A 14,248-nucleotide genomic window follows, 5' to 3' on the forward strand; every position below is an offset into this window, starting at 1 on the left:
TGCTGCATCCATGTCCCCTTTTTTGAAGTCGTATTGAGAATGAGAGCCATTGTTAATACCCTAAAAATGACACATGCTGCTGCGGGAATCCCCGCAGCAGCATGGTTATTGAATGATTTTCAAACTCATTTTGAATGAGAATGATAATCATTTTTGTACTTATGCAATTTTTTTTACCTAATACAACTTTAGCTTCATTATATGCCTGTGCTCTGCATTTGTAAATAGGTTTTTCATCTTAGCCGATGCAAATTAAAAAAAGCCACTCGTCCATAAGGACAAGCGGCTCGTGGTAATGGATTTATTAACGTTATGAATTAAACACTAACGCTTGATTGCTGGCTAGCCTTAATGGCTTGCTCCAGATCGTAGAGGATATCCTGAATATTCTCTGTACCTATAGATAGACGAATTAGCTCAGGATTAACGCCTGCTGCAGTCTGCTCATCTTCTGTCAGCTGTTGGTGCGTCGTACTAGCCGGGTGAATGATCAGTGACTTGGAGTCACCTACGTTCGCAAGGTGGGAGAACAGCTTCACATTTTCAATCAGTTTGCGTCCTGCATCCACGCCGCCTTTGATACCAAAAGTCAGAATGGCTCCCTGGCCTCTCGGCAAATACTTCTGTGCCAATTCATAGGAAGGGTGACTCGGCAAACCTGCGTAGCTTACCCATTCCACATCTGCATGCTTCTCCAGATATTGCGCCACAGCCAGTGCGTTGCTGCTATGGCGTTCTACCCGCAGATGCAGTGTCTCCAGTCCTTGAATGAGCAACCATGAATTGAAAGGTGAGATCGTAGCACCCAAGTCGCGCAGCAATTGTACACGAGCTTTGATAATATAAGCAATCGGTCCAACCGCTTCCGTATATACAACACCATGATAGCTGGCATCCGGTTCTGTCAGTCCCGGGAACTTGCCACTCGCTTTCCAGTCGAATTTACCGCTGTCTACAATAACTCCACCAATGGAAGTACCGTGACCGCCAATAAATTTGGTAGCCGAATGAACGACAATATCAGCTCCATGCTCGATTGGACGAAGCAGATATGGACTTGGGAATGTATTGTCTACAATCAAAGGAATGCCATGTTCATGGGCGATCGCTGCCACAGCTTCAATGTCCAGGACGTTGCCTTGCGGATTTCCGATCGTTTCAGCGTACAATGCTTTGGTTTTATCCGTAATCGCCGCCCGGAAATTCTCTGGATCACTGGAATCTACAAACTTTACATCCAGGCCAAGTTTCGGTAGTGTGGTGGAGAACAGATTGTACGTTCCCCCATACAGACTCGCTGCGGAAACGATCTCGTCTCCCGCACCTGCGATATTTAAGAGGGAGAACGTAATCGCTGCCTGACCGGAAGCGGTAGCCAGTGCGCCCGCACCTCCCTCAAGTGCAGCAATACGTTGTTCGAACACATCCGTGGTCGGATTCATCAGACGTGTATAGATATTGCCAAACTCTTTCAATCCAAACAGATTGGCTGCATGCTCCGTATCACGGAATCCGTAGGATGTTGTTTGGTACAACGGTACAGCACGTGCATGGGTGGTCGGATCAATCTCCTGGCCGGCATGAATTGCCAATGTTTCAAATGAAAGCTCACGTTCGTTTGACATAAATCTGTTTCCTCCCTTAACTTATACGTTTGGCAAATCCCTAGATGTCATGACATGGTGGCGTATGTTTTCCATATTCTCTCACAAGATGTCGCTTTTGAAAAGAAGTATTTCCGATTTTTCCGATAAGAAATATTAATTATGTACTACGAGGACCGCTATACCAAAAAAACCTTTGCTCCCGCAAAGGTTTTCCGGAACTTTTTGCAACGATTCAACTGCCAGGCTGCTGCCGACTCTTTACCGTTTATACCCGAACGCCACTCCATATCTCACGTAAATGCTTGGCCGCTGGAACAGCTTCCTCCGCCGTTACCCCTTCTAGTGAAATATCGATATGTGGTTTATACGTCTTCAATAGTTCAAAAAATAACGGGTAATCCAGAATGCCCTCACCCGGCACCGGATTGAACTTATCACCCTGTGCATTGAAAGCCACATCTTTGGCATGAATGACAATGATGCGCTGATACAGCGTTTCCATCACTTCACGCAGGAATGCGGGCTGATCAGCCACATGCGGTTGTTTGATCAGATTACAAGGATCGAACAGCATGCCCAGATTGGATGAAGGAATTTCTTCAAACAGACGAATCATATGTTCACGCGTATGAAGTGTATGGGTAGATACAGGCTCGATCGCCGCATGAACGCCCCACTTTTCCGCCTCTTCCGCCAGTTCCTCTACCGTCTCCCGCAGCACCGTCCACGCCTTTTCTTCATATCCGTCTGGATGAGAGTCGCGATACGTATCCAGGCCCCCCGTCTCCGTTGCCACCATGCTGCAACCGAAATCTCGGGCATAACGCAGATGCTCCTTGAATCGATCAATGTCTGCACGACGGGCCACAGGATCAGGATCAATCGGGTTAATATAGCAGCCCAGTACCGCAATCTTGACTCCGCGCTGTGCAAATTGATCTCCGATCTCATTCGCCAGTCCAGGGCTCAGCTTGCCATTGGACGAGTCCACATCCGATAACGCCTTGGCTAATGCCAACTGTACCGAATTGAATCCGTTATCCGCGATAGTCTGTGCAAGCTGCGCTGTAGGCTGTTTACCAAACGTATGCGCAAGAATACCAAGTTTCATATCACTGCCTCCTTTGCCATTGATCACTGACAGGATTAACGAGCCATCCAGCCGCCATCCACATTCAGTACATGACCATTCAAATAGTCCGATGCCGCCGATGCCAGGAAAACAACCGGACCTTTCAGATCCTCAGGTGTTCCCCAGCGTCCAGCCGGAATCCGTGCCGTGATGTCACGATACCGATTCTCATCGGCGCGAATCTGAGTCGTATTGTCTGTTTCCATGTAGCCTGGTGCAATCCCGTTGATCTGAACACCTTTGCCTGCCCATTCATTTGCGAGTGCTTTCGTTAAACCGGCTACCCCATGTTTACTGGCCGTGTATCCCGGTACATTAATTCCACCCTGATAAGACAGCATGGAGGCAATGTTAATGATCTTGCCACTTCCCCGTTCAATCATATGTCTGCCGGCCAACTGGCTCAGGAAAAATACCGTATTCAGGTTAAGACCTATGACATCATGCCAGTCCTGCTGACCGTGATCGGCTGCAGGTGTACGACGAATAATTCCCGCATTATTGACCAGAATATCAATTCTCCCCTGAAAGGCTAATGCCTTTTCAAACACCCCGGTCAGTTCATCCTCACGGCTCAAATCAGCTTCAATCACATACGCTTTGCGTCCGAGAGCCTCAATAGCACGTGCTGTTTCCGATGGATTGGAGTAAGACACCAGCACAACATCTGCCCCGGCTTCCGCAAGACCAATCGCCATTCCTTGTCCAAGACCTCCTGATGTACCAGTGACAAGTGCAACTTGTCCGCTTAAATCAAATGGGTTCATGAATGATTCCTCCGCATGGTTATTGAGTTGCAAACCGTGTCATTCAGCCTCGGCAGTCATGTAACCACTGTGAAACTGAAGATCAGCTCTGATAATCCACTTCGATACCATTTTGCCTGTAAAGGGCTGCTGTCTCCTCATCCAAGCGACTATCGCTGATGATGCAGTCCAACTCCGAACAGTGTGCAAAAGTCCGAAGGGCAAATTGTCCGAATTTATAATGATCCACGACGCCATAGACCTGCTGTGAAGCAGAGATCATTGCTTTTTTTAGCGGCACCAGATCGCCTGTATATATAGAAAGTCCAAATTCCGGATGAAGTGCCGTCGTTGAGATAAACGCTTTGTGAATGTTGAGACCGGAAATGAAGGCAGCTGTATCGTCTCCCACCAGCATATTGCGGACTCTTGCTCCGCCGGGCACAACCAGTCGCACCTGCTCCTTTTTGGTCAGCTCAGCAATAATGAACAGATCATTGGTTACCACGGTAATGGGCTGATTGTCCATACGCTTCGCCATCTCCAACGTGGTGCTTCCGCCGTCCAGCGCAACAATATCTCCTGGCCGGATATAAGCAAGGGCTCGCTCGGCAATCTCCGTTTTCTCCGAATGATGCTTTTCCGTAGCCCCTCGACTCGTCAGGATGCCATACTGGTCGTTCTGAGCCAGCATCGCCCCCCCATGGACACGTACGAGCAATCCCATGCCTTCCAGCTTATCGAGATCCTCCCGCACGGTCTTGCCCGTCACCTGCAGCAGTTCACTCAGATCACTAACGGTGACTTCCTGCCGTTCCAGCAGAGCCTCCATAATTTTTTCATGTCTTTTCAATGGATTCATCACAGATCAACTTCCTGTTTCTTTGGAATTTACGCGCCTATTTCAGGTCCTTCATCGCCACGCCGTCCATATCCTCGAACGTCTGGTTTTCACCAGCCATTGCCCAGCAGAACGTATAGCTGCTCGTACCAACACCACTGTGGATGGACCAGCTAGGAGAGATGATGGCCTGACGGTCACGCACAACCAAATGCCGTGTTTCGTTTGGCTCGCCCATCATATGGAATACGACACCATCTTCCGGCAGGTTGAAATACAAGTATACTTCGGAACGGCGGTTGTGGGTATGTGCAGGCATGGTATTCCACATGTTGCCCTTGTCGAGTTCCGTAATACCCATCACCAGCTGACAGCTCTGGATTCCGCCTTCTCCTTGGTGGATATAGCGATAGATCGTCCGTTCGTTCGAGCTTTCGATACTGCCGAGGTGGTTCGGCTGAGCTTGTTCTTGCGTTGCTTTTACTGTTGGATACGTGTGGTGAGCTGGTGTGGATACAAAATAAAACTGAGCCGGCTGATCCTTGCCGCTGCTCTTGAACACAACTTCTTTTACACCTCTTCCGATGTACAGGCATTCCTTGGCACCAATTTCGTATCCTTGACCGTCGGCTGTCACTGTTCCGTGGCCTCCAACATTAATGATACCGATTTCACGACGCTCCAGGAAAAAGTTCGTTCCGATATCCTTCAGATTCACTTCAAGTGCGATATCCTTGCTTTGAGGTACAGCCGTTCCTACAATATAACGATCCACATGGGAATATACCGTCACCAATTCATCTGTTGCAAACAGTTGCTCCATCAGAAATTCCTCGCGCAGACGGGAGGTATCATAGTTTTTCACTTCATTTGGGTGTGCAGCATAACGGTTTTGCATCATTAATCCATTCCTTTCGTTAGTCAGATAATGTTCATATAAGTTCATTTTAGTTCATTTTGTAACTTTTGTGTACCTTTTTTGAAAAAATAAAAAAAGATTAACCAGTATTTATTGGCTAACCTCATAATACGAAGAGCGTCCTATGCTTCGATATTTTTACAGTCTATTGCACTAACTTAATAGAAGAACCTTTCCCTCGATGCTCGATTCAGAGACTGCAATGGCCTGTTTCACATATTCCAGTCCAAACGTCGCCCCAATGTTTGCCATCAATAGCCGCCCTTCCCGAACTAACTGAATCACTTCATTGAATACCTGTTCCCATCGTTCTTGCGAACATCGCTCTACCCAATGCTTTAGCCAAAAGAGTTTAACGTTAACTTGCGTTCCGCGGGTCACCTCATGCCATAACGGTGAGATACCCGAGAGCAGTCCGACGCTTATTACGGTGCCATACGGTCTTATACAACTCACGAGTTGCTCTCCATCTGCCCCTCCGATGCAGTCGACGGCCGCATTAGCGCCACGCCCCTCCGTTAATTCTGCAATTCTCTCCTGTAGCAACTCTTCCATCGTATTTACAACAGAGAACGCCCCAAGTTGATATAAATCAGCCGTATGGCGATCATTTCTTGTGAGCGCAATCATACGAAATCCCAGAATTTTCGATAATTGGGCGAAGATTCGCCCGATTGCGGAACCACCGGCATTGACAATCAAGGTATCGCCGTATGTTAGCTTAAGCATATCCGTACATATCAGCCAAGCTGTTATCGGGTTAATGTAGATCTGACTTGCCGATTGATCATTAATATCATCAGGCACAATGATCGCATGTCGATCCAACGTTTTCACCACCTCTTGCCACGTGTTTTCGCCTCTCAACGGCAGGACGCGCCGCCCCAACATTTGAATGGATACTCCCGGCCCTACCGCCTCCACTACCCCAACTCCCTCGAACCCAGGTACAGCGGGCAATGCCGTCCGATGCGGATATGCGCCTCGAACAGGAATGACATCTGAAGGATTAATAGGCCGAGCGCACATCCTCACCGCTAATTCACCGGGGCCAGGGGGCACTAACTCCTTCTCCTCTAGGCACAGCACTTCGCTCGGATCGCCAAAACGATAATAACGTATAACCTTAGTCTTCATTATTACATCTCCTAAAATCATCTTTCTTACTAAAAAATATAACACTAGTCCCCCAATGTTGGGATAAATAAAAGAACCTGACGGGAAATCCCCGCCAGGCTCTGATGATCTTGCGATGTATTACAAGGAGTAAATGAGCGCCTCATAAGGAAGCAAATGAACGGTGCCGCTTCTAACCTCTTCCGAGGTTGACCGATCCAGATTGGCAATGACCAAGCGGGCATTCGTGGCTCGATCAGCGAATGAAGCAGGCAGACGATAGGACTGCTCCCGGTCCGAATGATTGAGAATGACAAGCCATGTCTCTCCATCCAGACTGCGGCTATATGCATATACATGCTCTTCCCCTGCCGATTGGTCACGATAATCTCCATAGACCATAACCGCGTGCGTTTTACGCAGGGCAATCAGCTGCTGATAATATGCAAATATGGAGTCCTGCGCGGCCAAATCCCGCTCCACATTAATCTCTTCATAGTTGGGGTTCACCTGCATCCACGGCTGCCCATCGGTAAAACCGGCGTGCTCGCTGCTGTCCCACTGCATCGGCGTACGAGAATTATCCCGGCTCAGCGGCTGAAGACTTCGGAGGACTTCATCTGGCGCACGGCCCTTACCGATTTCTTCCTTATATTTGTTCTTCATTGCAATATCGTGATATTCATCAATGGAAGAGAACCGGACACCCGTCATGCCGATCTCCTCTCCCTGGAATACATACGGTGTTCCCGGAAGAGTATGAATCATGGTCGCCAGTTGTTTTGCCGATTCCACGCGGTATTGTCCATCATTGCCGTACCTCGAAACCTGCCTTGTGTGATCGTGATTGTTCAGAAACTGGGAGTTCCAACCTTCATTACGGAACGCTTCATACCAGCTCTCCTGAATTTCCTTGTACCGTGCCAGATCCCAAGCAGGCATGTCATCCGCCACCTGGAAATGGAATAACGTATGCAGCTCTTTACGGTTGTCGCCCACATACAAGAGACCATCCTCAGGTGTGACAAATGGAATCTCTCCTACGGTCATAATGTCATAATGCTGGAGAACCTCCCGGTTCATTTCCTGCAAATATTCATGAATGCCCGGATTATTGCCCAGATAATCAATGTTCTCCGGGTGCTCCGCATCCGGGAAACCTTCCAGCTTGGCGAGCAGATTAATAACATCCATGCGGAAGCCGTCAATGCCCTGATCCAGCCAGAAACGCATCATCCGGTATATCTCCTGACGGAGCTCGGGATTTTCCCAATTCAGATCAGGCTGTTCCTTCGCAAAGGAATGGAAATAATATTCTCCCGTCCGCTCGTCGTAAGTCCAGGTCGACGGTTCAAAATAGGAGCGCCAGTTGTTCGGCGGGCTATCCTGTTTCCCCGGCTTCCATATATACCAGTCGCGTTTCGGATTATTGAGGGATGAACGAGACTCTTCAAACCATGCATGCTGCTCTGATGTATGATTAACCACCAGATCCATAATGAGCTTCATGCCCAGTGCATGGACCTTGTCCAGCAACTGCCTGAACTGCTCCATCGTTCCGGCTTTCGCCATAATGCGGTAATAATCCGCTATGTCATATCCGTTATCTTTGTCCGGCGATTCATAAATGGGATTAAGCCAGATGACATCTATCCCCAGACTTTTGATATAGTCGAGCTTGAGCATCAAGCCCTCCAAATCCCCGATGCCGTCCCCATTCGCATCCAGGAAGCTCCGCCAGTAGACCTGATATACCACGGCTTCTTTCCACCATGCCCGGTTCATGCTGCATCTCCCCTTTTCCGCTTAATGGCTATGCTCATGCAACGTACGCTCCAGGAATGACAGTGTGAGCTGTTTCGTATCCTTCAGCACCACGTCCGCTCCGGAACCTTTAAGTACAGCTTCCTCACCAATACCCACGGCGATCATGCCTGCGGATTTGATGGCCTCAATACCCGCCTGCGCATCCTCGATGCCGATGCAGGCTTTAACGTCAGCACCCACTTCTTCCGCGCCGCGCAGGAACAGATCAGGTGCTGGTTTGCCGTGTGGTACGGAATCCGGATGAACCACATAGCGGAACAGGGAGTCCAACTCCAGCGCCTTCAGAATTTGAGGCGCATTTTTGCTGGCCGAGGCGATCACCGCAGGAATACCGGAGGCTTGCAGCTCAAGCAGCAATTCCCGAATTCCAGGATAAGTATGCTCCGGTGTCAGCGAGTCCAGCAACGAGACGTAATGTTCGTTTTTACGCTGTGCGAATTCTTCCTTTTCCTCAGCCGAAAACGCATCTTCCTTGCCACCCAGACGTAAAATGCGCGCCAGCGACTCTCCGCGGCTAATGCCCTTTAACTCCTCGTTGAACTCCCGATCAAACGGAATATCCAGCGATTCCCCCAGCTTTTTCCACGCTACATAATGGTACTCCGCCGTGTCGGTAATGACACCATCCAAATCAAAAATAACGGCTTGAAGTGCTCCGTTCCCTTTCATCTTCCCGTTCCTCCCCATGTTATTGCTCTAGTTGCCATTCAATTCGTTTCTCGTTGCTTTCCCGTCTTTCGCCCTTCCAGTCCAGAACAACCGTCCAGCCCGAAGGGTTCGAAATGCTCGCATAACGTTTGCCTTCACGGGATTCAAAATGAATATCGAACTCTGCATCGCCTACCATCAGTTGCTCCAGACTGCATGTTTTGTTTTCCCATGCCTGCGGCATATCAGGTGATACGGTTAAACGGCGATGCTGTGCTTCCGGTTGAACGCCGAAGAAATGTCGTACCACAGGTACAGCCAGGGCATAGATAGTCCACGCCTGCACAACACAGCCGTAGTCCGGAGACATCTCCGAGAATGAACCCGGCAGTACACGTGAGAAGCTTTTCCCCATCCGGCGCAGTAAATCGAGCGCGTGATCCGGATGCCCGTAGGCCGCTTCTGCAACCGCATGTGCTCCCGTAGAGATTGTCATCGTGCCCTGTTGATACATGGCAGCAAGATACGTACCGTATTCGCCGATGAAATCGCGATTTCGCATCGCTTCCAGCGCACGCTGTGCTTTGTCCTGATCGGCAATTCCTGCTTCCATTGGAGTGACAATGACCCAGTTTTTGTTCAGCAGCCAACCGCGGTCTTTCTGATTCTCGCCTGCATCGGCCAGCAATTCTTCCACGTACTCCCGGTAGTCTGTGATTCCTTGCTTTTCAGCGAGAGAAACCATGTAATCCACCTTGGGTACAATATCGGAAATAGGTGCAACGGCATCCGCATAAAGACTGTCTTTTTCAGACCAATACATATCATTCACCGCACGTACCGTTTGTTCGGCCAGTTTTTGATATGTCTGGTGCCGCTTCGTTTCACCCAAATAGAGACTCATATGCTCCAGCGCCTGAAGAGCCTTCGCTGTATATACGGCACTATCAATCAGTTCCATATTCAATCCGGCAATCTCAATGATGCCGTAACCGGAAGGGAACAGGTCTCCGTCCGGGTCCATCTCACCCAGCAGCCAGTCGATTCCCTGGACACAGTAGTCATAATGTTCGCGCAGAAGTGCATCGTCTCCGGTCCACAGGAACATTTCCCATACAAAGGCGATATAGTGTGCCGTTTCCTGCGTGTTGCCGCGATTAGATACCGCTCCCATGGTGGTCACTTCATGCACAAAACGTCCATTACCGTTCGCTTCCTTGGACTTCTCCAGCAACAGATTAAGCGTATCCCGCACCAATTGATGGTCTCCTGTAGCAAGTACACCCTGAAGTGCATACGTACTGTCACAGCCGAACCACCACGGATACGTGGGTCCACCTGCCGTCAATCCGCGACCGATTCCGTCTACTTGCTGCACCAGCCACTGATTATTGCGCTTCACCCAGGCAAATTGCTCGTTCAACTCATCTTCGCCTTCAATAGTCAGTACTGCGCGCTGATCCAACTTGTCGAAGAGCTGCTGCTTCTGCTCTTTCAGACTGACGTGGTCACGTTCGATGGTTGCATAAGTCTGCTCACAGGCTTCACGGGACGACTCCGAACCGGCAACAAATAACCGGAAGCGAAACACATCCTTCTCCTCCAGCGTGCATTCGGTGACAAAAGAAATGCCTGTACCCTTGCCTGCCGTCAGTTCTGGTCCGTAAATCTCGGGACCAACGGTCATTTCCGTTCCAGGCAGGTCACTTCCAATCATGGCGTACCAGTCTTGGGCATCATCTTTGACGATGACTTTGCGCGAAGAAATGGCTTCTGCCGTTTCACCTGCTCCTGGAATAATTCCGATCTCATCGGAATACCACACTGGACGGAGATCGGTACGTGACAGCAGCTCCAGCTTGAGCCGGGTTGTTCCTTTGCCGTAAGCGCTGATCTCATATTCTGCGACCATGCCTTTTTCATAATCAGGGGCAAACTGTCTGCGTTCAATGGATACCGGAATGTGGCTCAATCCGTGATCATAATCGAACCGGCTTCCTCCCCACGACTCGCTGGTGAAACCGTCGGCCCTTGCCCATACGGCAATGTTGCGGTCCAGATCAGTTACCTTCAGCCAGAAGCCGTCCAGCAGCTTGATTGGATGCAGCCATACCCCGCCCATTTCGTTAGCCATATGATGCCCAAAGTCGGGAAAGTATCCGTCCTGGGTACCGCAAATTTTCACATATTCACCTGCGTTATAATACAAATTAAAAGGATGTCTGCTTGTTAATGTGGCCATGGTAGTCCTCCTCTGCGGTTTGGCTTACCGCTTATCTCTTCTATTCATACGGACGATTAGCCCTTGATTGCAGAAGAGATGGAAATGCCTTCAATAAAGTATTTTTGTGCAACAAAGAATACAATGAGTGGTGGAAGCATAATCAGCATTGTTGCAGCCATTAACATGTTCCATTCCACGTTATACAACCCTTTGAACATGGACAATCCGAGAGCCAGCGTATACTTTTCACTGGAGTTCAAATAAATGAGTGGTCCCTGGAAGTCATTCCATACGCCCATAAAGGTAAAGATGGAAACAGCAATCAGCGGCGGCATAGACAGCGGCAGCATGATTCTCATGAAAATCTGCATTTTGTTTGCTCCGTCGACGAAAGCGGACTCATCGAGATCATGCGGAATACCGCGCATGAACTGACGGATCAGGAAGATGTTAAACGCTCCACCCCCGAAAAATGCAGGGATAATGAGTGGTAAAAATGTATCAACCCAGCCGATTTCCTTGAACATGATGAACATCGGGATCATCGTTACCTGTGAAGGCAGCATCATCGTCGCCAGCAGAACCAGGAACAGTGTGCGTTTGCCGCGGAAGTTAAACCGGGCGAAACCATACGCACATAGGGCAGACGAGAATACGGTACCGACTAATACCGGAATCAGAATAATCAGCGTATTTTTCAAAAATGTAAAAAACGGGATGGCCAGAACGGCATTTTTATAGTTGGACCACATCCATACAGCCGGGAAAAAATCATCTTTGAACACCTCGGCAGGTGTTTTAAGAGACGTTGCAAACGTCCATAACAGCGGGATCAGCACGACGGCCGCACCAGCAATAAGAATGAGCATAGAAAATAGTTTCGAGTATACCGGTTTCCGTGTCGTTGCTTGATTCATCATTTGTCCTCCTCTCAATCCTTTTCGTTATCGCCCTGGTAATAGACCCACATCGAAGAACTGCGGATGACCAGCAACGTAAACGCCAGAATGATGATGAACAATACCCAGGAGAGTGCCGAAGCATAACCCATTTCAAAATCGGTAAAAGCTTTATTGTACAGATACAAATTATAGAACAGGGTCGAATTAAGCGGTCCCCCGTTGGTCATGACAAATGCTTGTGTAAAATACTGGAATCCACCGATGATACCCATAATTACGTTGAAGAACACCGTTGGAGAAATCATAGGCAATGTAATGTTGAAAAACCGTTGAAACGGTCCCGCTCCATCCAGATTGGCAGCTTCATACAGCTCTTCGGGAACTCCCTGCAAGCCAGACAAATAAATGATGATCGTATTGCCGACGCCCCACAAACCCATGACAATCAGTGCGCCCAGCGCATAATTCGGATCTTGAAGCCAAGCTGGCCCCTGTACGCCGAAAAAGGCAAGCGCCCGGTTCAGAATGCCGTATTCCGGATTGAAAATCATAATCCACATCATTGATGCCGCTACAGCTGGAATGACGGATGGCATGAAATAGATCAATCGGAAAAATTTCATCCCTCTGTTCCGCATATTCAGCAGCAAGGCGATAAGCAGTGATGCCACCTGATACAGAGGTACGGATACCAGAGCGAAAATAAAGGTAACTTTCAACGATTGATAGAACAGCTCGTCATGAAACATCGTTTTGAAGTTATCCAGACCGACCCATTCGATCGATTGTACGCCGGTAATAATATCCCATTTGCTGAAAGCCAACAGCAGAGAGAATAACATTGGACCAATGGTAAAGAGCAACAAGCCTATAAGCCAGGGCAATATGAACCAATACCCGGCACGCTCGGATTTAGAATTACGCATAGCAGCCTCCTTGATGAAGAGGGTGAATCAGCATGGCCGCCGACTCACCCGCATGGTTTTTACTTGATTTTGCTGTCAACGTTCTTCGCAGCTTCATCCAGAGCGCCTTTGACATCCTGTTTGCCAAGCAGCACTTTTTCCAGCGCCTTGGTGAATTCTTCAACAAACACAGGTCCGTTTGTAGAACGCATAGTTACCGGTTTTTTAGCATAATCCATCATTTCGATGACCGGTTTGTCTGCTACTTCTTTGGCTTTGACTTCGTCCAGTTCTTTCACAGTCGCTGGCAGTACTTTACCGTTCGCAGAGCGAAGCTTCTGTGCATCTGTACCCGAGAGCCATTTTACCAGTTCGTAAGCTGCTTCTTTATTTTTACCGGCTGCGTTGATCGCCCAACCCGCACTTGCGATAATGCTTGAACGAGTACCGTCCGTATTTTGTGGAATCAGTGCAGAACCATATTGAACATCGGATTTGTCGAGATCACCTTTGATCCAACGACCGGTAATCATCATAGCGAGCTTGTCTGTCATGAACATCGATGAATCTCCGCCAAGCGTTTCGGAATCCAGTGGCGTCGGGGATACACGGCTATCTCCTTGGGACCAAGAGACGTATTTATCCATTGCCGCGATTGTTTTTTCACTGTTCATGTAGCCTTCTGCAGCGGTTCCATCCTCATTCGCGATGTCTGTACCGTAATCCCACAGGTACGTATAAATCGGATATTCCCATTTACCTGCGTTGAATCCGAATTGAGTATATTTATTGCCATCTTTTTTAGTCAGTTTTTGTGCAGTTGCAATCATGTCATCCCAAGTCCATTCATCTGTTGGATAAGGGATTCCAGCTTCATCAAACATGCGTTTGTTGTACCACAGCGCAAGTGGGTTGAAATCTTTTGGCAAGTAGTATTGTTTGCCTTCGATTTTCATATTTTCAATAAGATCCTTCTGGAAAATATCCAGATTAAACGAAGTGTCTTTGCTCAAATAAGCGTCAAGTGGCTCAATTACACCTTTATCCACGTATTTGTAGTAGTCGCCTTCACCAACCAGGAATACGTCTGGTGCCTGACCTGCTGCCAGGGATGTGGTGAGTTTAGTTCCATAACCTTCACTTGGAATAGGCTCAAACTTCACTTCGATATCCGGGTGTGCAGCATTGAATTCTTCCGCAAGCTTCACTTCATCCGCACCGGAGTTGACATCTCCCCATACGGAGAAGGTGAGTTTTACTTTTTCTCCTTTTCCACCTTCTGCACTGTTGCTTCCACCTGAAGAACACGCGGATAATACGAATACCAAAATCAGCATCATGACCAAACTTGCGGACCCTTTTTTCATTTGAATGACCTCCC

General features: G+C 48.5%; 12 protein-coding genes. All 12 read right to left on the bottom strand.

Features of this window, described 5'->3' with window-relative positions:
- Window positions 1-317: 317 nt before the first annotated feature.
- The 12 genes from MKY42_RS27970 to MKY42_RS28025 all read right to left on the bottom strand — a co-directional run bounded on the left by MKY42_RS27970 (window position 318) and on the right by MKY42_RS28025 (window position 14,234).
- Window positions 318-1,625 (bottom strand): homocysteine synthase, encoded by a 1,308-nt coding sequence (locus MKY42_RS27970; protein ID WP_111620649.1) that lies wholly within the window; start codon window positions 1,623-1,625, stop codon window positions 318-320.
- A gap of 247 nt (window positions 1,626-1,872) precedes the next feature.
- Window positions 1,873-2,718 (bottom strand): sugar phosphate isomerase/epimerase, encoded by an 846-nt coding sequence (locus tag MKY42_RS27975; RefSeq protein ID WP_339846330.1) that lies wholly within the window; start codon window positions 2,716-2,718, stop codon window positions 1,873-1,875.
- 35 nt (window positions 2,719-2,753) lie between these two features.
- Window positions 2,754-3,506: a 2-dehydro-3-deoxy-D-gluconate 5-dehydrogenase KduD gene (kduD, locus tag MKY42_RS27980; protein ID WP_053779016.1), complete on the bottom strand. Its 753-nt coding sequence runs from the start codon at window positions 3,504-3,506 to the stop codon at window positions 2,754-2,756.
- A gap of 82 nt (window positions 3,507-3,588) precedes the next feature.
- Window positions 3,589-4,347, bottom strand: a complete 759-nt coding sequence (locus MKY42_RS27985) for a DeoR/GlpR family DNA-binding transcription regulator (protein WP_167434846.1) — start codon at window positions 4,345-4,347, stop codon at window positions 3,589-3,591.
- Between the two features lie 37 nt (window positions 4,348-4,384).
- Window positions 4,385-5,224 (bottom strand): 5-dehydro-4-deoxy-D-glucuronate isomerase, encoded by an 840-nt coding sequence (gene kduI, locus MKY42_RS27990; RefSeq protein WP_053779017.1) that lies wholly within the window; start codon window positions 5,222-5,224, stop codon window positions 4,385-4,387.
- A 174-nt stretch (window positions 5,225-5,398) separates the two neighbouring features.
- Window positions 5,399-6,382: a zinc-dependent alcohol dehydrogenase family protein gene (locus MKY42_RS27995; protein ID WP_339846337.1), complete on the bottom strand. Its 984-nt coding sequence runs from the start codon at window positions 6,380-6,382 to the stop codon at window positions 5,399-5,401.
- Between the two features lie 120 nt (window positions 6,383-6,502).
- Window positions 6,503-8,146 (bottom strand): alpha-glucosidase, encoded by a 1,644-nt coding sequence (locus tag MKY42_RS28000; RefSeq protein ID WP_339846340.1) that lies wholly within the window; start codon window positions 8,144-8,146, stop codon window positions 6,503-6,505.
- Between the two features lie 21 nt (window positions 8,147-8,167).
- Window positions 8,168-8,857, bottom strand: a complete 690-nt coding sequence (pgmB, locus tag MKY42_RS28005) for a beta-phosphoglucomutase (RefSeq protein ID WP_339846343.1) — start codon at window positions 8,855-8,857, stop codon at window positions 8,168-8,170.
- A 19-nt stretch (window positions 8,858-8,876) separates the two neighbouring features.
- Window positions 8,877-11,078 carry a glycogen debranching protein gene (locus MKY42_RS28010; RefSeq protein ID WP_339846346.1) on the bottom strand — a complete coding sequence of 734 codons (2,202 nt, stop codon included), beginning with the start codon at window positions 11,076-11,078 and terminating at the stop codon, window positions 8,877-8,879.
- Window positions 11,079-11,134: 56 nt separating this feature from the next.
- Complete coding sequence (locus tag MKY42_RS28015) at window positions 11,135-11,977, bottom strand: carbohydrate ABC transporter permease (protein WP_339853136.1); 843 nt, start codon at window positions 11,975-11,977, stop codon at window positions 11,135-11,137.
- A 14-nt stretch (window positions 11,978-11,991) separates the two neighbouring features.
- On the bottom strand, window positions 11,992-12,888 hold the full coding sequence (locus MKY42_RS28020) for a sugar ABC transporter permease (protein WP_339846349.1): 897 nt from the start codon (window positions 12,886-12,888) through the stop codon (window positions 11,992-11,994).
- A 59-nt stretch (window positions 12,889-12,947) separates the two neighbouring features.
- The gene (locus MKY42_RS28025) at window positions 12,948-14,234 is read right to left on the bottom strand and encodes a sugar ABC transporter substrate-binding protein (RefSeq protein ID WP_339846351.1); all 1,287 of its coding nucleotides are present in this window, start codon (window positions 14,232-14,234) and stop codon (window positions 12,948-12,950) included.
- Between the last annotated feature and the right edge of the window lie 14 nt (window positions 14,235-14,248).

It is taken from the genome of Paenibacillus sp. FSL W7-1088 (assembly GCF_037969855.1).
Taxonomy (GTDB): Bacteria; Bacillota; Bacilli; order Paenibacillales; family Paenibacillaceae; genus Paenibacillus.

Bases quoted from the DNA above. Each gene is read 5' to 3' on its own strand.
- pgmB (WP_339846343.1), bottom strand. From the start codon at position 8,857: ATGAAAGGGAACGGAGCACTTCAAGCCGTTATTTTTGATTTGGATGGT.
- kduI (WP_053779017.1), bottom strand. From the start codon at position 5,224: ATGCAAAACCGTTATGCTGCACACCCAAATGAAGTGAAAAACTATGAT.
- MKY42_RS27975 (WP_339846330.1), bottom strand. From the start codon at position 2,718: ATGAAACTTGGTATTCTTGCGCATACGTTTGGTAAACAGCCTACAGCG.
- MKY42_RS27985 (WP_167434846.1), bottom strand. From the start codon at position 4,347: ATGAATCCATTGAAAAGACATGAAAAAATTATGGAGGCTCTGCTGGAA.
- kduD (WP_053779016.1), bottom strand. From the start codon at position 3,506: ATGAACCCATTTGATTTAAGCGGACAAGTTGCACTTGTCACTGGTACA.
- MKY42_RS27970 (WP_111620649.1), bottom strand. From the start codon at position 1,625: ATGTCAAACGAACGTGAGCTTTCATTTGAAACATTGGCAATTCATGCC.
- MKY42_RS28025 (WP_339846351.1), bottom strand. From the start codon at position 14,234: ATGAAAAAAGGGTCCGCAAGTTTGGTCATGATGCTGATTTTGGTATTC.
- MKY42_RS28000 (WP_339846340.1), bottom strand. From the start codon at position 8,146: ATGAACCGGGCATGGTGGAAAGAAGCCGTGGTATATCAGGTCTACTGG.
- MKY42_RS28020 (WP_339846349.1), bottom strand. From the start codon at position 12,888: ATGCGTAATTCTAAATCCGAGCGTGCCGGGTATTGGTTCATATTGCCC.
- MKY42_RS27995 (WP_339846337.1), bottom strand. From the start codon at position 6,382: ATGAAGACTAAGGTTATACGTTATTATCGTTTTGGCGATCCGAGCGAA.
- MKY42_RS28015 (WP_339853136.1), bottom strand. From the start codon at position 11,977: ATGAATCAAGCAACGACACGGAAACCGGTATACTCGAAACTATTTTCT.
- MKY42_RS28010 (WP_339846346.1), bottom strand. From the start codon at position 11,078: ATGGCCACATTAACAAGCAGACATCCTTTTAATTTGTATTATAACGCA.